The organism is Kitasatospora sp. NPDC101108 (genome assembly GCF_055584725.1).
Genome location: NZ_JBVJLM010000014.1, coordinates 90,671 through 109,205 on the forward strand (window position 1 = coordinate 90,671; position 18,535 = coordinate 109,205).

At 73.5% G+C, this 18,535-nt stretch carries 15 protein-coding genes; 7 read left to right on the forward strand and 8 right to left on the reverse strand.

Annotated features, from left to right (window positions below):
* Nucleotides 1-51 precede the first annotated feature (51 nt).
* From ACZ6Z8_RS27280 to ACZ6Z8_RS27310, 7 genes are all read right to left on the reverse strand, one after another.
* Nucleotides 52-261: a hypothetical protein gene (locus ACZ6Z8_RS27280; protein ID WP_465612666.1), complete on the reverse strand. Its 210-nt coding sequence runs from the start codon at nt 259-261 to the stop codon at nt 52-54.
* Nucleotides 262-405: 144 nt separating this feature from the next.
* The gene (locus ACZ6Z8_RS27285) at nt 406-1,401 is read right to left on the reverse strand and encodes an alpha/beta fold hydrolase (RefSeq protein ID WP_465612667.1); all 996 of its coding nucleotides are present in this window, start codon (nt 1,399-1,401) and stop codon (nt 406-408) included.
* A gap of 77 nt (nt 1,402-1,478) precedes the next feature.
* Nucleotides 1,479-1,955, reverse strand: coding sequence for a phage holin family protein (locus ACZ6Z8_RS27290; protein WP_465612668.1), 477 nt, complete (start codon nt 1,953-1,955; stop codon nt 1,479-1,481).
* Nucleotides 1,956-2,157: 202 nt separating this feature from the next.
* A complete protein-coding gene (gene nhaA / locus ACZ6Z8_RS27295; protein WP_465612669.1) occupies nt 2,158-3,696 on the reverse strand; it encodes a Na+/H+ antiporter NhaA in 1,539 nt (512 codons plus the stop codon).
* A 719-nt stretch (nt 3,697-4,415) separates the two neighbouring features.
* The gene (acs, locus tag ACZ6Z8_RS27300) at nt 4,416-6,371 is read right to left on the reverse strand and encodes an acetate--CoA ligase (RefSeq protein WP_465612670.1); all 1,956 of its coding nucleotides are present in this window, start codon (nt 6,369-6,371) and stop codon (nt 4,416-4,418) included.
* Between the two features lie 242 nt (nt 6,372-6,613).
* Nucleotides 6,614-9,025 (reverse strand): SulP family inorganic anion transporter, encoded by a 2,412-nt coding sequence (locus ACZ6Z8_RS27305; protein WP_465612671.1) that lies wholly within the window; start codon nt 9,023-9,025, stop codon nt 6,614-6,616.
* Nucleotides 9,026-9,468: 443 nt separating this feature from the next.
* Entirely contained in the window at nt 9,469-10,488 is a 1,020-nt protein-coding gene (locus ACZ6Z8_RS27310) for an ATP-binding protein (protein WP_465612672.1), read from the reverse strand.
* A gap of 216 nt (nt 10,489-10,704) precedes the next feature.
* Here ACZ6Z8_RS27310 and ACZ6Z8_RS27315 point away from each other — a divergent pair, with 216 nt between their 5' ends.
* Complete coding sequence (locus tag ACZ6Z8_RS27315) at nt 10,705-11,595, forward strand: Fic family protein (RefSeq protein WP_465612673.1); 891 nt, start codon at nt 10,705-10,707, stop codon at nt 11,593-11,595.
* A 426-nt stretch (nt 11,596-12,021) separates the two neighbouring features.
* Here ACZ6Z8_RS27315 and ACZ6Z8_RS27320 read toward each other — a convergent pair whose 3' ends face one another.
* Nucleotides 12,022-12,930, reverse strand: a complete 909-nt coding sequence (locus tag ACZ6Z8_RS27320) for an HAD family hydrolase (protein WP_465612674.1) — start codon at nt 12,928-12,930, stop codon at nt 12,022-12,024.
* 723 nt (nt 12,931-13,653) lie between these two features.
* Between ACZ6Z8_RS27320 and ssd the strand changes: the two genes are divergently transcribed.
* The 6 genes from ssd to ACZ6Z8_RS27350 all read left to right on the forward strand — a co-directional run bounded on the left by ssd (nt 13,654) and on the right by ACZ6Z8_RS27350 (nt 18,495).
* Nucleotides 13,654-14,778, forward strand: coding sequence for a septum site-determining protein Ssd (gene ssd, locus ACZ6Z8_RS27325; RefSeq protein WP_465612675.1), 1,125 nt, complete (start codon nt 13,654-13,656; stop codon nt 14,776-14,778).
* A 197-nt stretch (nt 14,779-14,975) separates the two neighbouring features.
* On the forward strand, nt 14,976-16,145 hold the full coding sequence (locus ACZ6Z8_RS27330; protein WP_465612725.1) for a TadA family conjugal transfer-associated ATPase: 1,170 nt from the start codon (nt 14,976-14,978) through the stop codon (nt 16,143-16,145).
* On the forward strand, nt 16,142-16,318 hold the full coding sequence (locus tag ACZ6Z8_RS27335; protein ID WP_465612676.1) for a hypothetical protein: 177 nt from the start codon (nt 16,142-16,144) through the stop codon (nt 16,316-16,318). The genes ACZ6Z8_RS27330 and ACZ6Z8_RS27335 overlap by 4 nt, the downstream gene beginning before the upstream one ends.
* A 16-nt stretch (nt 16,319-16,334) precedes the next feature.
* Nucleotides 16,335-17,351 carry a type II secretion system F family protein gene (locus ACZ6Z8_RS27340; RefSeq protein ID WP_465612677.1) on the forward strand — a complete coding sequence of 339 codons (1,017 nt, stop codon included), beginning with the start codon at nt 16,335-16,337 and terminating at the stop codon, nt 17,349-17,351.
* A 182-nt stretch (nt 17,352-17,533) separates the two neighbouring features.
* Nucleotides 17,534-18,133 (forward strand): type II secretion system F family protein, encoded by a 600-nt coding sequence (locus tag ACZ6Z8_RS27345; RefSeq protein ID WP_465612678.1) that lies wholly within the window; start codon nt 17,534-17,536, stop codon nt 18,131-18,133.
* An 89-nt stretch (nt 18,134-18,222) separates the two neighbouring features.
* Complete coding sequence (locus ACZ6Z8_RS27350) at nt 18,223-18,495, forward strand: DUF4244 domain-containing protein (RefSeq protein WP_465612679.1); 273 nt, start codon at nt 18,223-18,225, stop codon at nt 18,493-18,495.
* Nucleotides 18,496-18,535 lie beyond the last annotated feature (40 nt).

Sequence of the window (18,535 nt, forward strand, 5' to 3'; positions counted from 1 at the left end):
GGCTGCCCGGCCGTCGTCCGGTCGGTGGGAGCGGGGGAGCGGCGCGAGGCCTCAGGTCTCGCGCCGCAGTCGTGCGCCCACCCACCGGGCGCGCCGGCCGAGGATGCGCCGGATGCCCATCTGCCGTTGCACCCCGCGCTGACGGCGGTCGAGGCCGTCGAAGCCGAGGTCCTCCGCCCGGTCCGGGCGGTGTGCGGAGCGCTGGGGACTGCTGTGGCGTCGGCCGCGCGGGGCGTCGTCGCGATCGGGCATCCAGGTCATACCGGAATGGATGCCCCTGGGCCGGTGGGAGTAACCGCCCGGACTCGCCGAAACTGGCCTATGCGCTTGTCATATGAGCGCAACATCAGGGGAGTTGGGACGTTCGGCCCTTCCCTGGCGACCCTCTGCCGGGCCTTCCGGCCGTCACTCCTTGTGGCGGTCGACCCAGTCCAGCAGCTCGGTGGTGAACTCCTCCGGTGCCTCCTCGTGCGGGAAGTGCCCCACCCCCGGCATCAGCCGCCAGCGGTACGGTGCCGCCACGTACTCGCCGCCGCCCAGCGCGGTGTGCGACAGCAGCACCGGGTCCGAGGCGCCCTGGACGTGCAGGGTCGGCGCGGTGATCGGCTTCTTCATCCGCCGGGCGAACTGGATCCCGTCCGGGCGCGCCATCGAGCGCAGCAGCCAGCGGTACGGCTCGATCGAGCAGTGCGCGGTGCTGGGGATCTGGATGGCCTGCCGGTACGCGTGCACGGCCGCCTCGTCCAGCTTGTTCGGACCGGTCCACTCGTCGAGGTAGCGGCCGACCAGCGCGGCGTCGTCGGCGACCAGGCGGCGTTCCGGTATCCACGGCCGCTGGAAGCCCAGCACGTGGTCGAAGGCGGCCATCTGCTTGCGGTCCGTCAGCAGCGCCCGGCGCAGGTCCCGGGGGTGCGCCGCGGAGACCACGGTGAGGCTCTGGATCACCGACGGGCGCATCACCGCCGCCACCCAGGCCAGGGTGCCGCCGGACGCGTGCCCGACCAGGTGCGCCCGGCGTTCACCGAGCGAACGGATCACGCCGGTGATGTCCAGGGCCAGGTTGCCCGGGTCGTACCCTCGCGGGGTGCGGTCGCTGCCGCCGATGCCCCGCAGGTCGAGCGCCACCGCGCGGTAGCCGGCCGCGGCCAGCGCGGTCAGCTGGTGGCGCCAGGCCCACCAGTACTCGGGCCAGCCGTGCACCAGCAGCACCAGCGGGCCGGAACCCAGCTCGGTGATGTGGAAGCGGGCGCCGTTGGCCGCGAGGTCGCGGTGCGTCCACGGGCCCGGCTGCCGGATGCTCCAGGCCTCGGCAGCGCCGCCGCCGGAGCCGGGACCGGTGCCGGAGTCGGGGCCGGAGGTGGCGGACGGCTGCGCGGGCACGGGCGTCTGGTCGAGCGGCATACCGAGAGCGTGTCACATCCGCGAGCCCGACACGTGCCAGGTGCTCGTTGTCGGTGGGTTGGAGCCCCTCCCGCGGGTTACGGGATGCGGCCCAGAGCCCGGTCGATCTCCTCCTGGGTGGCCGGCCGCGGCCGGGCGTTCTTCAGCACCTCGGCGGTCTTCTGGACGCCCTCGATGGTGCGTTCCGGCTTGCTCACCTTCTTGAAGATGCGCACGGCAACGAAGCCGACCAACGCCGCGACGATCACGTGGAGGACGAACGAGATCGCGAACGACCAGCCCAGCGGCACACCCAGCCAGTGGAAGAAGAAGGCGATCGCGATGCTCGCCATCGGAATGCCGGCCAGGCCGATCACCCCGGCCACGACGAAGAAGATGCTGCCGGCGGCGCCGCGCTTGACGTCCGTCTTGATCTCGGCCTTGGCGAGCGCGATCTCGTCGTGGACCAGCGAGGACAGGTCGGCGGTGGCCGCCGCGAACAGCTGCCCCACCGAACGCTCGCCCTCGTAGGGCGCCCGGCCGTTGCTGGACGGGTCTGCGGCTCCTGCGGGCATCAGCGGTTCTCCTCTGCGGCTGTTGTGGCGTGACGCCGTCGCGGTGTGCGGTTTCCGGGGCCGGTGGGGGGTCCGGAGGCGTCAGTGGTGTGTCGACAGCTCAGAATCATGCCCCTACCGGTGAGTCGGACACCACTCCGGGGCCCCGGCGGAGGGACGTGTCCTGGCTTCGGAAGGCGTGCGGGACCCCTTCCGGGGGGCTTCAGCCGTCGGTGCCGTACCCCTCGCCGGGCAGGCGCCGGGCCGGTTCGGTGGTGGGCGCCGCGTCGGCTGCCGGTGTCGGGTCCGTGGTCGGCGTCGGGTCGGTGGTCGGTGTCGGATCCGTGGTCGGCGTCGCGCCGGTGGCCGGCGTCGCGCCAGCGGTCGGCGTCGGGTCGGTGGTCGGTGTCGGGTCGGCGGTCGGCCTCGGGTCGGCGGCCCGGGCCTGCCAGGCCGGGTCGTCCTGCTGGTGGACGTCCGGTACGCCGTCGCCGTCCACGTCCTGGTCTTCCTCCTCGCACAGCGCGCGGTAGCGCCGGTTGCGCAGCTTGAGCAGCACGGTGGCGACCGTCGCGCAGAGCAGGGAGCCGACCAGGACGGCCGTCTTCGAGCGGTCGGCGAGCGCCAGATCGTGCGGGAACGCCAGTTCGCTGATCAGCAGCGAGACGGTGAAGCCGATGCCGGCGAGCACCGAGACGGCGAACAGGTCGGCCCACTTGAGCTGCGGGTTCAGCTCGGCCCGGGTGAAGCGGGCGGCCAGCCAGGTCCCGCCGAATATGCCCACCGTCTTGCCGACCAGCAGCCCGGTCACGATGCCGAGCGGGGTGGCCTGGGTGAACACCTCGCGCAGCGCCGGGACGGAGATCGTCACCCCGGCCGAGAACAGCGCGAACACCGGGACGGCCAGCCCTGCCGAGAGCGGGCGGATCAGGTGCTCGATGTGCTCGCCGGGGGAGTGCTCCTCGTCGCCCTCCCGGTGGCAGCGCAGCATCAGACCCATCGCGACGCCCGCCACCGTGGCGTGGATGCCGCTCTCGTGCATCAGCGCCCAGACCACGACGGCCAGCGGCACGAACAGGTACCAGCCCTTCACCCCGCGCCGGTGCAGCAACCAGAACAGCACCAGGCCGGCGAAGGCCAGGCCGAGCGCCCAGAACTTGATCCCCGAGCTGTAGAAGATCGCGATGATCAGGATCGCGATCAGGTCGTCCACCACGGCCAGGGTGAGCAGGAAGGCGCGCAGCGCCGAGGGCAGGTGGGTGCCGACCACGGCCAGCACGCCGAGCGCGAAGGCGATGTCGGTGGCGGTCGGGATGGCCCAGCCGCCGGGGTGGCCGCCGCTGCCGGAGTTCATCAGGGCGAAGAGGATCGCGGGCATGGTGACGCCGCAGACGGCGGCGATCACCGGTAGCAGAGCGGCGCTCGGAGTGCGCAGCTCGCCCGCGACGAACTCGCGCTTGAGCTCGATGCCGGCCACGAAGAAGAAGATCGTCAGCAGGCCGTCCTTCGCCCAGGTGGCCAGGGTGAGGTCGAGGTGGAGCGGGGCCGACGGGCCGATCCGGTAGTCGAGCACGCTCTCGTACGCCTGCGGCCAGAGGTTGGCCCAGATCAGGGCGATCACGGCGGCGGTCAGCAGCAGCATGCCGCCGACCGTTTCGGCGCGGAGCGCGTCGGTGATGAAGGTGCGCTCGGGCAGTGACAGCCGGCCGAGGAACTGCCGGCGGCGGGTCGTCGGCTCGTGGACGGGCGGCTGGTCGGTCACGCGGGACCTCCTGGGGCGGGGAGCGGCAACGGATGCACGGGTGGTGCAGTTGCCGACCAGACTTCCCGGCGCGCCCTGTGACGCCCGCGACTCCTGCTCAAGGATCTTGATGCGTCCTTAGCAGTCTAACGAGACTTTCGGGTGACATCGGGATTGTCCTGTTAAAGGACTTAAGCCCTTCAGGCCGGTTCTGCACCCCCAGGGAACAGCGGACCGGCACCCGAACGACCGGGCCGAGCGCATCCGGGCGAACGCCTCCCCTCGCCGGTCGCAGCCCCGGACTGGTCGGGGCAGGCGCGCGGTGATCCGCGGCGACGAGCGGACGGTCGCCCGCCGGGCCACGCCGACCGCCCCGGCCGGTATCGGGCTGCTGCCGATGGCGGCCCCCGCCGGATCAACCGTCCGTACGCCACCTCCGGCCCGGCGCACCTGCTCAGGGCGCTGCCGCAGACCTCCGTCCGGGGAACGCCGGGCACCCGGGCGCACCCCTTCCTTCTCGGCTGCGGACCGCCGCCGACACGCCGTACGAGCCGTCGGCGGGCGCTACCGGCCGTGCGGGGGTGCAGGTGGGGCGGCGGGCGGCGGGCACGGCGGACGCGATGGCGTGCCCTTCTCCGCGGGCACGACGACGGGGCCCCGGGCGGTGGGAACACCACCCGAGGCCCCGCCGCAGCTTCAGCGCGTCGCGCCCGCTGCGCGCTCCGCCGTCAGCGCCGCACTCAGCCGTTGCTGCCGTTCGGCGGCAGCTGGGCCTGGATCTGGCTCATCACCGTGCTGTCGGCGAGCGTGGTGGTGTCACCGACCTCGCGGCCCTCCGCGATGTCCCGCAGCAGGCGGCGCATGATCTTTCCGGAGCGGGTCTTCGGCAGCTCGCCGACCACCTTGATCTGCTTCGGCTTGGCGATCGGGCCGAGCGTGCGGCCGACGTGCGCCCGCAGCTCCTCGACCAGCTCGGGGCTCTCGGTGACGCCGCCGCGCAGGATCACGAAGGCGACGATGGCCTGGCCGGTGGTGACGTCGGCGGCGCCGACCACCGCGGACTCGGCCACGGACGGGTGGCCGACCAGGGCCGACTCGACCTCGGTGGTGGAGATGTTGTGGCCCGAGACCAGCATGACGTCGTCCACCCGGCCGAGCAGCCAGATGTCGCCGTCCTCGTCCTTCTTGGCACCGTCACCGGCGAAGTAGCGGCCCTGGAAGCGCGACCAGTAGGTGTCGATGTAGCGTTGGTCGTCGCCCCAGATGGTGCGGAGCATGGACGGCCACGGCTCGGTGAGCACCAGGTAGCCGCCGGAGCCGTTCGGGACCTCGTTGGCCTCGTCGTCCACCACGGTGGCCGCGATGCCCGGCAGGGCGCGCTGGGCCGAGCCCGGCTTGGTCTCGGTGACGCCCGGCAGCGGGCTGATCATGATGGCGCCGGTCTCGGTCTGCCACCAGGTGTCCACGATCGGGCACTTGCCGCCGCCGATGTGCTCGCGGTACCAGACCCAGGCCTCGGGGTTGATCGGCTCGCCGACGCTGCCCAGCACCCGCAGCGAGGACAGGTCGAACTTCGCGGGGATGTCGTCGCCCCACTTCATGAAGGTGCGGATCGCGGTCGGCGCGGTGTAGAGGATCGTCACGCCGTACTTCTGGACGATCTCCCAGAACCGGCCCTGGTGCGGGGTGTCCGGGGTGCCCTCGTAGATGACCTGGGTGGCGCCGTTGGAGAGCGGGCCGTAGACGATGTACGAGTGGCCGGTGACCCACCCGATGTCGGCGGTGCACCAGTAGACGTCGGTCTCCGGCTTGAGGTCGAAGACCGCGTGGTGGGTGTAGCTGGCCTGGGTGAGGTAGCCGCCGGAGGTGTGCAGGATCCCCTTGGGCTTACCGGTGGTGCCCGAGGTGTAGAGGATGAACAGCGGGTGCTCGGCCTCGTGCGCCTCGGGGGTGTGCTCGGTGGACTGGCGCGCGGTGATCTCGTGCCACGAGACGTCGCGGCCTTCGGTCCAGGGGATCTCCTGCTCGGTGCGGCGGATCACCAGGACGTGCTCGACGCCTTCGACCTTGGTGAGCGCCTCGTCGATGGCCGGCTTGAGGGCGGAGGGCTTGCCGCGCCGGTAGCCGCCGTCGGCGGTGATGACGAGCTTGGCCTGGGCGTCCTGGATGCGGGAGGCGACGGCGTCGGCGGAGAAGCCGCCGAAGACCACCGAGTGGGTGGCACCGATCCGGGCACAGGCGAGCATCGCGACGACCGCCTCGGCGATCATCGGCAGGTAGACCGCCACCCGGTCGCCCTTGCGGACGCCGAGTTCCAGCAGCGCGTTGGCGGCCTGCGAGACCTCGTCCTTGAGCTGGGCGTAGGTGATCGAACGGCTGTCGCCGGGCTCGCCCTCGAAGTGGATGGCGACCCGGTCGCCGAGGCCGTTCTCGACGTGGCGGTCCACGCAGTTGTAGGCCACGTTGAGCTTGCCGTCGGCGAACCACTTGGCGAAGGGCGGGTTGGACCAGTCGAGCGTCTCGGTCGGCTCGACGGCCCAGCTGAGGCGGCGGGCCTGCTCGGCCCAGAAGCCCAGCCGGTCCTCGGAGGCCTGGGCGTACGCGTCAGCGGTGACGTTGGCGGCCGCGGCGAGCTCTGTCGGCGGGGCGAAACGCCGCTCCTCCTTGAGCAGGTTGGCCAGGCTCTCGTTGCTCAACGCGCACTCCTCATCGAGTCATGATCTCGGGCGATCCCGTGCGTGGGGATTGTCCCGTGTGTCCCAGCGCACAAGCTCACCAGGCGAACGGGTCAGTTGACAAGAGGCTCCCTGTAATTGGTGTAGACCTATGACCGAAGATCGAACGACCGGCCGCGCGGTCCGCCGCGCGGGGCGGTGGACCGCACGGCGGCCGGTGGGCCCGTGCCCCGGCCCGCCCGGCGGGGACACGGGCCCGGCTCTCAGGCGGCCAGCTGGGGGCCCTCCTCGCTTCCGTCGGCCGGAACCCGGCCGTCCTTTCTCACCCGTTCGGCCGACTCCCCGTCGGCTCGCGCGTCCGGCCGGGCACCGGCGCAGGCTCCGGTGGGGGCTTCGGCGCGGGCCTCGACCGGACTGAACGTCCCGGCGGCGCGGTCGAGGACGTAGGCCTGGGCGGTGGCGAAGTCGAAGTACATCCCGACCAGCCGCAGGCTGCCCTCCTCGACCCGGCGCTCCACCGCCGGATTCGCCATCAGCTGGTCCAGCTGCTGCACCACGTTGGTGATGCAGAGCTGCTCCACGAGGTCCACCACCGGCCGGTCGGCGAACTCGGCCGGGACCCGTCGCAGCCGGTCCAGCGAGCCGCGGCCGTTGCGCAGCCAGCGGGTCAGCGGGGTGGGCGATCCGCTGCGCTCGTGCACACCCTCCAGCAGGGCCTTCATCGCGCCGCAGCCGGAGTGGCCGCAGACCGTGATCGAGCGCACCTCCAGGACCTCGACCGCGTACTGCACGGCGGCGGCCACCGAGTCGTCGGCCGCGCCGGGCTCGAACGGGGCCGGCACCAGGTTGCCCACGTTCCGGACGGCGAACAGGTCGCCCGGCCCGCTGTTGGTGATCATGCTGGTCACCATCCGGGAGTCGGAGCAGGTCAGGAAGAGCTGGGAGGGTGTCTGCCCCTCCCGGGCCAGCCGGGCGAGTTCGGGCCTGATCAGCGGAGCGGTGTGCTGCTGGAACACCCGGACGCCGTCCAGCAGCCGGCCGTGCGGGTCCTCCTGCTGCTCGATGCAGTGGTGGCCGACCCAGGGCGTCCAGGCCCGGCAGCGGTGCGGGCCCGGTGAACTGCCGGTACGGACCGTGCCGTCGGGGTCGAGCACCTCGTCGTCCTGGCGCCGCGTCACCAGCGCTGCCCGACCGCCCGCGGCCTGGTGGTTCGTCCGCCAGTCGTGCAGCGTCTCGTACGCGGCGTGGTCCAGGAAGGAGCCGTCGTGCACCACGGTGACCTCGGCGGACACGGGGATCCCGGCCAGCACCCGGCTCAGCCGGGGAACGGCGGTGAAGGTGAGCGGCCCGTGGGTCTGGACGGTGACCGAGCCGTCGGGGCCGGTCTCGACGTCCACATGGGCGCGGGTCAGCCGGTAGAGCGCGAGCAGGACGGCGGTGGCGGCGCCGAGGCCGACGCCCCACAGCACACCGGAGGCGACCACGGCGAGCATGGTGATCAGGTAGACCGGGAACTCGCGGTGCCGGTGCACGTTGCGGATGTGCGCGAAGCTCACCATCTGCAGCCCGACCACCAGTACCAGCGCGGCCAGGGCGGCCAGCGGGATCCGGCGCAGCCCGCCGGTCAGTGCCAGCGCGGCCACGAGCACCCAGACGCCGTGCAGCACCGAGGCCCACCTGGTCCGCCCGCCGGCCCGCACGTTGGCGGTGCTGCGCACGGCGCCGCCGGCGATCGGCAGTCCGCCGACCAGCCCGCTGACCAGGTTGGCGAGGCCCTGTCCGCGAAGCTCGCGGTCGAGGTCACCGGTGCGCTGGGACATCCGGTCCACCGCCACGGCGGACAGCAGCGACTCCACGCTCGCGACGGCCGTGACGGTGAGGACGGCGGCGAGCACTCCGGCGAGCGAACCGTGCGGCAGTGCGGGCACGAGCGACTGCGGTTGCCAGGCGGGCAGTTCGATGTGGGCGAGCCGCAGGTCCAGGGCGAGGGCGAGTGCGGTGGCGGCGGCCACGGCAGCCAGCGGGCCGGGCACCTTGGTCAGTCGGGCGCCGAACTCGCCCGCGCGGCCGGGGAGTCGGTCGAGCCGGGGCCAGCCGAGCAGCACGACCACGGTCACCGTGCCGGCCAGCATCGCCGGTGGGTGCGGACCGGCCAACTGCCCCGGCAGCGCCAGGATGTTGGCGATCGCCGAGCTCTGCGGGGAGCCGCCGAGGACGACGTGCAGCTGCGCGATGGCGATGGTGAGCCCGACCCCGGCCAGCATGCCGTGCACGATCGCGGGCGAGACGGCGAGTGCCGTTCGGGCCACCCGGCGTGCTCCGAGCAGCAGTTGGAGCAGCCCCGCGGCGACGGTGACTGCGCAGGTGGCCCGCCAGCCGTACTGGGCGATCAGCCCGGCGGTGATCACGGTCAGCGCGGCGGAGGGGCCGCTGACCATCAGCGGGGTGCCGCCGGACAGTCCGACCACGATGCCGCCCACGGCCGCGGCTGCCAGTCCGGCGGTGAGCGGGGCGCCGGTGGCGAGCGCGATGCCGAGGGAGAACGGCACGGCGATCAGGAAGACCACCAGGGAGGCGGAGAGGTCGTGGGCCCAGCGGATCCGGGGGCCGGGGGCCGGTGGCGCGTGGTCGGTGGTGTCGGAGGCGATGGGGGCACTGGAGATGTCGAGGGTCATGGTCTTCCCGTCTGTCCGGGGGAACGAACGCAGTCAGGTCCGGTGGTGAGCCCGGGGTCGGGCTCCGGGGCGGATCGGCTGTCGTGGGTCGCGACGGTGTGGCGGGATGGCGTGGGCGCGGCGGGGGAGTGCGGGTGTCACCGGCCGGCGTCGACCATCTGACCCGCCGAGGGCCTGGGCGAGATGCGGGATGTCTCGCCGAGGGCCGTGGGGGCGGGCCGTCAAGGCTCGGTAAACCGAGGGTAATGAAAGCTTTGCACAGCGTCGTTCGCGGAGGGAAGCGGAAAATCGCCGGTTCACTCCATTGGGTGGAGCTCGAAGCGACGGGAATTCGCTGGTGAGCGGCCGTGCGGCGCCGACACGGCGGACGGGCCGCGGGCTCCCCTGGGTGGAGGGGAGCCCGCGGCCCGTCCGTACGGCGGCCCGCGTCTTCGCGCGCGGGATCAGGCGGTGGCGCCCGCCGGGGCGGCCGACGCGCCGTCGGTCGCGAACTCGCTCGGGAACCCACCGAGCACGAAGCCCTCGTCCACCTGGCTCGCGAGGTCGATGCCGACCTTGGCGTTGGCCCAGCTCTCCGCGTTGCGCCGGTGGAAGAGCACGGCCTGCTCGGTGTAGCGGCGCGCGTCGCGCAGCCCGTACGCCGCCTCGGCCTCGGTCCGCAGTTCCTCCAGCACGGCCCGGTTGGCCGGCTCCAGGGACTTCAGCGGAGGCTCGGCGCCCTGCTCCAGCCGGCGCACCCAGTCCGACTGCCCGAAGGTGGTGAACAGGTCCTCGCCGACCTCGCGGCGCAGGAACGCCAGGTCGTCCGGGCCCTGCACCTTGTTGCCGATCACCCGCAGCTGGACGCCGAAGTCCCGCGCGTAGTCCTTGTACTGGCGGTAGACCGAGACGCCCTTGCGGGTCGGTTCGGCCACCAGGAAGGTGAGGTCGAAGCGGGTGAAGAGGCCGGAGGCGAAGGAGTCCGAACCGGCCGTCATGTCGGTGACGAAGTACTCGTCCGGGCCGTCCAGCAGGTGGTTGAGCAGCAGCTCCACCGCGCCGACCTTGGAGTGGTAGCAGGCCACCCCGAGGTCCTCCTCGGTGAACGCGCCGGTGGCCAGCAGCCGGACCGAGCCCTCGTCCAGCGCGATCGGGCGGGCGCAGGCGGCGTAGACCGGGTTCTCCTCGACGATCCGCAGCAGGCGCGAACCGCGGCCGGGCGGCGTGGTCTTGATCATCTCGTCGGCCGAGCGGATCAGCGGATTGCTGCCGCGCAGGTACTCCTTGATCTCCGGCAGGTGCCCGCCGAGCGGGGGCAGTTCGGCCGCCTGGGCGTCGGTCAGGCCGAGGGCCGGGCCCAGGTGTTGGTTGATGTCGGCGTCGACGGCGATGACCGGCCGGCCGATGGCGGCCAGGTGGCGGATGAACAGTGCGGACAGCGTGGTCTTCCCGCTGCCGCCCTTGCCGACGAAGGCGATCTTCATCTGGGGCTCCGGCTCTCGCTCTGGGCCCTGGGGGCGGGCCGCGTGCTCAGGGGTGCGTGTGGGGGCACCCGTAATTGGAAATCGTTATCGTCTCCGATAGTGGCCATGCTAGCGGGGGTTTGCGCGCCGCCGGGGGAGGGAAGTGAGGATTGCCTCGAACGGGTGATGCGGGGTTGCTGTTCCGGGAGGGGCGGGCTGTTCATTACTCTCGGGTAGGTGAGCACTGGAACAGATCCCCTCGCCCCGCTGGCCCAGCTCCCCGGGGTGCCCGACGCCGTGGCCGAGGTGCGCAAGGCCGTCGACCGGCTTTACGGCCACCGGGTGATGCGCCGCCGCGCGGCCGAGGTCACCTCCGAGTCCGCGCTGCGCGGCGCCCGCGCGTCGGCGGCCGTGGCCGGGGCCGACTGGCCGCTGGAGGAGGTCCGGCGCCGTACCGACTTCAGTCTGGACGCCGAGGCCCGCACGGTCGGCGCGGCCCTGCGGATCGCCGCCGAGGCGGGGCAGCTGCTCAGCGTCTGGCGGCACTCGCCGCTGCAGGTGCTGGCCCGGCTGCACCTGCTCGCGGTCGGCGACGCCGACCCGTCCGCCGGTCGGCCGCGCCGGGCGGGGGAGCACGCCGAGGAACTGTTCCCGCTGGAGCTCAAGCCGGTGGAGAGCGTCGAGGTCGAGGCCGCGACGGGGCCGCTGCCGGTGCTGCCGCCCGCCCCGGGCGCGGAGGAGGTCGCGGCCCGGCTGGACCAGCTCTCCCGGCTGCTGGTGGCCCGCGCGGAGGGCCACGGGGTGGGCACACCCGCCCTGGTGGTCGCCGCGGTGGTGCACGGCGAGCTGCTGGCCCTGCGACCGTTCAGCGCCCACAACGGGCTGATCGCGCGGGCCGCCCAGCGGATCGTGCTGATCGCCGAGGGCCTCGACCCGAAGGCGATCTGCCCCGCCGAGGTCGGCCTGGCGGAGCTGGGCACCGACGCCTACCGTCGCGCCCTGGCCGGCTACCTGGCGGGCACGCCCGGGGGGATGGCGGCCTGGATCGGGCACTGCGGGAGGGCGCTGCGGCTCGGCGTGCGCGAGAGCACGGCGGTCTGCGAGGCGATGCAGCGCGGCATGGCCTGAGCGGGCCGAGCCTCCTCGCCCCGACGGGGCTGCGGGCCTGGTGGGCGCTGCCGGCCGGCGGGTGCCGCGGGCATCGTCGACCCCGCGAACACGAAGATGCGGCGGCACCTGATCCTGCTGGGTGCCGCCGCTGGTGCAGATACCGGGTGACCAAGCATGCACCGGAAGTGCCGATCAGACGGGGATCCTGCCCGTTCGTCTGGTCCGGCGGCCCGACAGCGGGTCGGCTGCATGTGGGTGCTCGGATATCTGTACGTGCGGTCCGTGGGGCCTGAACTGCGTTGTCGGTTTGACCTCTTCGGTCCTGACCGGGTCTCGCGGGCCGTGCTTCATTTGTATCGCGTTTCGGCCGAAAGGGGAACCCGAAACGAGAAGTCTGTGCCGATTGCCCGTTTCAGCGGCTTTCGTGCTTGATCACGGCTTCCGTCAGGAGCCCCGGACGGTGGGCCGGCGCCGACGCGCCAGGTACCAGATGACCCCGGCGGTCACCGCGGCCGTCCCGATCGCCACCGCGGTCAGCACCGAGCCGCTCGGCGCGGAGAACTCGGGCAGCCGCCGTCGCAGTTGCACCGGCCGGTCGAAGACCAGCACCGGCCACTCCCGGGCCTGCGCCTCCTTGCGCAGCGCGCGGTCGGGGTTGACGGCCGAGGGGTGGCCGACCGCCTCCAGCAGCGGCAGGTCGGTCGAGGAGTCGCTGTAGGCGTAGGACTCGGCCAGGTCGTAGCCCTCCGCCCCGGCCAACTCCCGGATGGCGGCGGCCTTGTTCTCGGCGTAGGCGTAGTACTCGATCTCGCCGGTGTAGCAGCCGTCCTCGACCTTGAGCCGGGTCGCGATCACGTGGTCCGCGCCGAGCAGCGCGCCGATCGGCTCGACCACCTCGGAGCCGGAGCTGCTGACGATCACCACGTCCCGACCGGCCGCGTGGTGCTGTTCGATCAGTGAGGCGGCTTCGTCGTAGATGATCGGGTCGATCAGGTTGTGCAGGGTCTCGGCGACGATCTCGCGGACCTGCTGGACGTTCCAGCCACGGGTGAGCGCGGAGAGGTACTCGCGCATCTTCTCCATCTGGTCGTGGTCCGCGCCGCCGACCAGGAAGACGAACTGGGCGTACGCACTGCGCAGTACGGCCCGACGGTTGATCAGGCCGCCCTGGTAGAAGGGGCGGCTGAAGGCCAGTGCGCTCGACTTGGCGATGATGGTCTTGTCGAGGTCGAAGAAGGCGGCCGTGCGCGGCCCGGTCGGCCGGGGACGGGCGGGCGAGGTCGGTTCGTCGGGCCCGGTGGGGCCGCCCTGGGACTCGTCGGCGTGGTCGTCGGCGTTCTCGGTGGTGTCCACGGGAACCGAGGATAGAGGGAGCCAGAAAACACCCCGCCATTCGGTGTACTCGTGGGCGTGCGGGTTTGTGTTTCTGGCCGCTCGGGTACACCATGGAAGTCACGGATCGTTCGCGACCGTGCTAACCCGGTCCGGCTCCTCCCCCCCGAGTCGGGCTGTGGATAGACGACCCCCGCTCTCCCCCCCGGCGGGGGTCGTCGCACGTCCGGGGCCATTTTCAGGGCTTGAAGCCCGTCGTGGCAGCTTCCGCGAAGCCTCGTCGTCGGGGTGCGGGGCTTGTCGACAGCTCCGTCCGTTCACCACCTTTCGTCACTCTGCGTCGCCGTTTGCTCATGCGGGCGCCTCGGGCGCGGTGCGGTTCCGATCCGGCCCGGAGGCCGCTCCGGCGGGGTGCGGAGGAAGCGGCCGCGCGGGTGTCGGTGAGGCGGCCGGGCCGAGGCAGACGGAGACCTGTTCATCTCCGTGACCCCCTTTCGTCAATTCTTCGCCGAATAGCCCCCCGCCCGGGTGAACGTTTTCGTCCACAGCCCCCGAGTTATCCACAGGCAATCGGAACGTGGATGACGGAATCGTGATCTCCCCCCCACCGTGATGGTCGGCGGCGGTCGCCGGGCAGGGCCTCATCCCCCTTCTTCGAGAGGTCCGCTCGGCGGCCGTCCGTCGGAACCGTCCGACGTGCGTCGTGGCCGCCCCGGTGGCCCGCGGCGCAGAGGGGAGAGCACCATGTCGACGCCGATCGCCGACCACGTCACCACCGAAGGCCCCGCGCCCGCCGGGCCGCTCGTCGTCACCGAGGACGAGGGCCTGGCCGAGCACCTGCTGCGGCTCTGCGCGGCGGCCGGCACCGAGCCCAGGCTGATCAGGGGTACGTCGCCGCCGCGCGAGCTCTGGGAGGCCGCCCCGCTGGTCCTGGTCGGGGACGACCAGGCCGAGCGCTGCGCCGGGCTGGGCAGGCGCACCGGGGTGCTGTTGCTCGGGCTGGACCTCGACGATCCCGGGGTGTGGGTCAGAGCCGTCCAACTGGGCGCCGAGCACGTGCTGTTCCTGCCCGACGCCGAGGCCTGGCTGCTGGACCGGATCGCGGACGCGGCCGAGGGCGTCGGCTCGCCGGCGGTCACCGTCGCCGTACTCGGCGGCCGGGGCGGTGCCGGGGCCTCGACGCTGGCCTGCGCCCTCGCGGTCACGGCCGCGCGGACCGGGCGGCGGACGATGCTGCTCGACGGTGATCCGCTGGGCGGGGGCCTGGACGTCCTGCTCGGCGGGGAGACGGCGCGCGGGCTGCGCTGGCCCGACCTGGCCGGTGCGCGCGGGCGGGTCAGCGGAGCCGAGCTGGCCCGGGCGCTGCCGGCCCTCAAACGGCTCTCCGCGCTGTCCTGCCTGTCCTGGGACCGCGGCGACACCCTGACGGTGCCCCCCGAGGCCATGCGCAGCGTGCTGGCCGCCTCCCGGCGGCGCGGCGGGCTGGTGGTGGTCGACGTGCCCCGCCATCTCGACGCGGCCGCCGGGCAGGCGCTGCAGCAGTGCGACCTGGCCCTGCTGGTGGTCCCGGCCGAACTGCGCGCGGTGGCGGCCGCCGATCGGGTCGCGGCGGCGGTCCGGATGCGGCTCGGGGACGTCCGGGCCGTGGTCCGGCCGATGCGGGTCGGCGGGCTCCCCGCGCACCGGATCGCCCGTGGGCTGCGGATGGAGCTGGCCGGGGAGTTGGAACCGGAGCCGGGCCTGGCCGAGGACGTCGAGAAGGGCGTCCCGCCCGGCATGAGGGACGGCGGCCCGCTCGCGCGCTTCTGCGCGACCTTCCTGAACGAAGTGCTGCCGCCGGTGTCGGCGGTCGGAGGAGGTGTGTACTGATGGTCCGTCTGCGCAGAACAGGTCTTCGGAGCGGTGCCCCGGGCCCGGGCGACGGTGTGCGGGAGCACCGGCCGCTCAGGAGTGTGCCGCTCAGTGGCGCGCCGCTCAGGAGTGTGCCGCCGCCCGGTGGGCCGCCGTCGGCCGAACACGGGCCCTGCCCGTACGGCCGGACGGCCCGCGAGGAACGGACTGCGGAGCTGGTGGACGCGGTGCGGCTGCGGCTCGCCGAGTCGGGGGCCGCCCCGACGGCGGGGTCGGTCGCGGCCGTCCTGCGGGCCACCCGGCCGCCGCTCGGCGGGGACGAGGTGCTGGACACCGTGCGCTCGTTGCGCGCCGAACTGGTGGGTGCGGGCCCGCTGGAGCGGCTGTTGTCGGCTCCGGACGTCACGGACGTGCTGGTGAACGGTCCGGAGGAGGTGTGGGTCGACCGTGGCGGCGGCCTGCACCGAGCCACCGGGATCCGGTTCGCCGACGCCGAGGCGGTACGGCGGCTGGCCCACCGGCTGGCCACCGCGGCCGGACGGCGGCTGGACGACGCCCGGCCCTGGGTGGACGCCCGGCTGCCGGACGGCACCCGGCTGCACGCGGTGCTGCCGCCTATCGCGGCCGGCTGCACGCACATCTCGCTGCGGGTGTGCCGGCCCCGGCCGTTCACGCTCGACGAGTTGACTGCGGGCGGGGCGCTGCCGCCGGAGGGCGCCGAACTGCTGGCCGGCATCGTGCGGGCGCGGCTGTCGCTGCTGGTCTCCGGTGGGACGGGGTCGGGCAAGACCACGCTGCTCGCGGCGTTGCTCGGCCTGGTCGGGCCGGACGAACGGATCGTGGTCGCCGAGGACTCCGCCGAGCTGCGGCCGGCCCACCCGCACGTGGTCCGGCTGCAGAGCCGACCGCCGAACCAGGAGGGGCTGGGCGAGTTCACCCTGCGGGACCTCGTCCGGCAGGCGCTGCGGATGCGGCCGGACCGGCTGGTGATCGGCGAGGTGCGCGGGGCCGAGGTGTCGGACCTGCTGGCCGCGCTCAACACCGGGCACGAAGGCGGCTCCGGGACCGTCCATGCGAACACCGCGTCGGACGTGCCGGTCCGGCTGGAGGCGCTGGGCTCGCTCGCCGGGCTCGACCGGCCGGCGCTGCACAGCCAACTGCGCGCCGCGCTGGACGTGGTGGTGCACCTGGTCCGGGACCCGGGCTCGGGGCGCCGCCGGGTGGCGGAGATCCACACCCTGACCGGGGACCGTGACGGGCTGGCCGTGACCACTCCGGCGGTGGAGTTCCCCGCGACGGGCGGCCTGGTGCCCGGGGCGGGCTGGGAGCGGCTGGTCAGGCTCCTGGCGGCGCGCGGGGTGGTGCTCGGGGCGGTGGCGCCATGAGTGCGGCGGCGGTGGCGGAGGTGTCGGTGCTGGTCACGTCGGTGTCGACGGCGTCGGCGGCTCAGGCGGAACGGCAGCTGCGGTTGGTCGAGATCGGTTTCGTGCTGTTGCTGGCCGCGTGCGCGACGGTCGCTGTGGTGCTGCTCGGCTCGTGCGGCCGGAAGGGGCGATGACATGGAGGTGAGGGACATGGCGCAGAGTCAGGTTGCCTTGTGCTGGGCGGCGGTGCTCTGCCTGCTGGCTGTCGCCGGGTGGCGTGCCGTCCAGGATCAGTTGCCGGGTGGGCGTCGCTCCAGGCTGGTGCTGGCGGGCAGTGGGCCTCCGGCCTGCGGGCCGGAGCCGCAGGCGGCGCGCTGGGAGCGGGCTCGGCTCCCGGGGCTGCTGGTGCCCGAACTGCTGCTCCTGCCGGTGGGCTTGGCCTTCGGGCTGGCCACCGCCTCGCCGGTGCCGGTGCTCGCGGCCGTACTGGCCTTCCTGCCGGTGCGGCGGTGGCGGCTGCGGCGGCGCCTGGTCGTGGAGGCCGGGCAGCGGGCCGCGGCGGTGGTGGAGCTATGCGCCGCGTTGGCGGGCGAGTTGCGCAGCGGCGCGACCCCGGAGCAGGCGCTGCACCTGGTCACCGTGCGGCTCGCCGCGGAGCCGGACGGACTGCGCCGGCTGGGCGCCGAACCGGTGGCCCGGCTGGCGGCGGGCCGCTACGGCGGGGACGTTCCCGCCGCGCTCCACCTCCTGGCGGAACTGCCCGGCGGCAGCGGGGCGGCGGCGATCGCGGCCTGCTGGCGCGTCGCCTCCGACGGCGGATCGGGGCTGGCCGCGGCGCTGGACCGGGTCGCGGAGGCGCTGCGCGGCGAGCGGGCCCTGGCGGAGGAGATCGCCGGGGAACTGGCCGGGCCGCGGACGACGATCGCGGTCCTGGCCGCCCTGCCGGGCGCGGGTCTGCTCCTGGGCAGCGGACTCGGGGCCCGCCCGCTGGAGGTCCTGCTGCACACCTCGGCAGGGCTGGGCTGCCTCGCGGCGGGGGCGGTCCTGGAGGGGCTGGGGGTGCTCTGGACGGCCCGCATCGTCCGGGTGGCGGCCCGGGGCGCCCTGGAGGCCCCGCGAAGCGCTGAGGGGCCGGGCGGCGGCGGTGATGGGCGTCGAGGACTCCTGCGGGCGCGGGCGCGGCCACGGGCGCGGACGGCATTCGGTGCCGGGGCGGGGATGGCGTGATGCGGGGCCTCGGATGGCTGGCGGCCGGGCCCCTGGTCGCGGCGGTGGCGACCTCGGCGGCCATGGCGGTGGAATCGGTGCGGCGCACCGCCGAGCGGCGGACGTTCGCCTGGGCGTCCGAACGTGAAGAGGTGCGACGGAGAACGCGCTTGAGGAGCCCGGGCGTTGGGGCATGGCGGCGATTGCTCTCGGCAGTTGGCGCGGGGCTGGCGGTGGCGGTGCTGGTCGGGGGTGTCGTCGGCGCTGCGGCCGGGGTGCTGGCAGCGGCGGGCGTCCATCGGTGGTCGGCCCGGGCCCGGTCGCCGACGGATCGCCGGGCGGCGCTGGAGGAGGAGCTGCTGACCAGGCAACTCCCGCTGGGTGCGGAACTGTTGGCGGCCTGCCTCGGATCGGCGGCGTTGCCCTCGGTGGCGGTCTCGGCGGTGGGCCGAAGTGTGGGCGCACCGCTGGGGCCCAGGCTGGTCGCGATCGGGGCCGAACTGGCTCTGGGTGCACCGCCGGAGCTCTGCTGGACCAGGCTGGGCGAACAGCACCCGGCACTGGCTCCGCTGGCGCGTTGCCTGGTCCGGACGAGCCTCGGCGGGGCTCCCGCGGCCGATCCACTGATCGGGTTGGCCCAGGCGCAGCGAACGGCGGCCGCCAGGGCGGCCCATACCCGGGTCCGCCGGGCGGCGGTGCTCGCCACCGCTCCACTCGGGCTGTGCTTCCTCCCGGCCTTCGTACTGATCGGGGTGGTGCCGGTGGTGATCGGCCTCACCAGCCGTTTCGCCCAGGCCATGTGAGTGCACGTCGGCTCCCGGATCACCGGAGCCGCCGGAGCCACGGGAAGACCGGAACGAACCGGAAGAAGATTCCAGACAGGAGAGTAATGATGGCTGCAGTGCTGATGATCAAGGCCGGGGCCGGGCAGCCGCTCCGGCAGCTGCTCGGGGTGTGGCGACGGAGGGGTCGCGGTGCCGACGGCCGGGTACGCCGGGCGCTCCGGTCCCGGGGCCGGTCGGACGCCGGAATGACCACCGCCGAATACGCAGTGGGGACGCTGGGCGCGTGTGCCCTCGCGGCCGGGCTCTACAAGGTGGTGACCAGTACGGCCATCACCGGAGCGCTGACCGAGATGCTGGAACGGGCACTCCATGCGACGTAGACGTACGGGCAGGCCGGTGCCTCGTGCCGCGCCCGCCCTC

Coding starts and splice junctions, on each gene's coding strand:
- ACZ6Z8_RS27280 (WP_465612666.1), bottom strand. CDS start 261: ATGACCTGGATGCCCGATCGCGACGACGCCCCGCGCGGCCGACGCCAC.
- ACZ6Z8_RS27285 (WP_465612667.1), bottom strand. CDS start 1,401: ATGCCGCTCGACCAGACGCCCGTGCCCGCGCAGCCGTCCGCCACCTCC.
- ACZ6Z8_RS27290 (WP_465612668.1), bottom strand. CDS start 1,955: ATGCCCGCAGGAGCCGCAGACCCGTCCAGCAACGGCCGGGCGCCCTAC.
- ACZ6Z8_RS27305 (WP_465612671.1), bottom strand. CDS start 9,025: ATGACCCTCGACATCTCCAGTGCCCCCATCGCCTCCGACACCACCGAC.
- ACZ6Z8_RS27310 (WP_465612672.1), bottom strand. CDS start 10,488: ATGAAGATCGCCTTCGTCGGCAAGGGCGGCAGCGGGAAGACCACGCTG.
- ssd (WP_465612675.1), top strand. CDS start 13,654: ATGTCGACGCCGATCGCCGACCACGTCACCACCGAAGGCCCCGCGCCC.
- ACZ6Z8_RS27335 (WP_465612676.1), top strand. CDS start 16,142: ATGAGTGCGGCGGCGGTGGCGGAGGTGTCGGTGCTGGTCACGTCGGTG.
- ACZ6Z8_RS27340 (WP_465612677.1), top strand. CDS start 16,335: ATGGCGCAGAGTCAGGTTGCCTTGTGCTGGGCGGCGGTGCTCTGCCTG.
- ACZ6Z8_RS27350 (WP_465612679.1), top strand. CDS start 18,223: ATGGCTGCAGTGCTGATGATCAAGGCCGGGGCCGGGCAGCCGCTCCGG.